The sequence below is a fragment of the Rhizobium sp. 01T444 genome (assembly GCF_056398305.1).
Genome location: NZ_JBFTPD010000363.1, coordinates 1 through 545, shown reverse-complemented (window position 1 = coordinate 545; position 545 = coordinate 1). Strand labels below are relative to the sequence as shown.

The window sequence follows — 545 nt, the reverse complement described above, 5'->3', positions numbered from 1 at the left end:
TCCTCCATCGTCTCGAGGGCAAGCCGGCGGCAGTGGTGGGTAGGTTGCGCGGAAAGAGCGAACTGGCGCCCGACGCCCAGCATTGCAGCGCAGTGGGCGACATGCTGGCGCGAATGCACCTGGCCGGCAAGGACTATGAACGCCACCAGCCCAATCTGCGCGGGCTGCAATGGTGGAGGGAAACTGTGCCGGTTCTGCTGCCATACGTCGGCAAGCACCAGCGCATGCTGCTGCTGGACGAGCTGGCCTTCCAGACACGGGTCAGCTCGTCGCCCAACTACGCAGCCCTTCCGCGCGGACCGGTACATGCCGACCTTTTCCGCGACAACGCGATGTTCGAATGCACCTGCCTGAGCGGCCTTCTCGATTTTTATTTTGCGGGTTGCGACACCGTCCTCTTCGACATCGGGGTCTGTCTCAACGACTGGTGCGTGGATCTGGACACCGGACGTGCCGACGGCGTACGGAGGGCATCATTTCTGACAGCCTACGAGTCGGTGCGCCCGCTTTTGCCTGAAGAACGTCGTCTGTTGTCAGCCCTTCAG

Annotated in this window: 1 protein-coding gene; it reads left to right on the top strand. The window is 62.6% G+C overall.

Annotated features, from left to right (window positions below; genetic code table 11):
• Positions 1-545: phosphotransferase (locus AC1DTN_RS38945; protein WP_477925579.1), on the top strand; the 545-nt coding region annotated here is incomplete at both ends.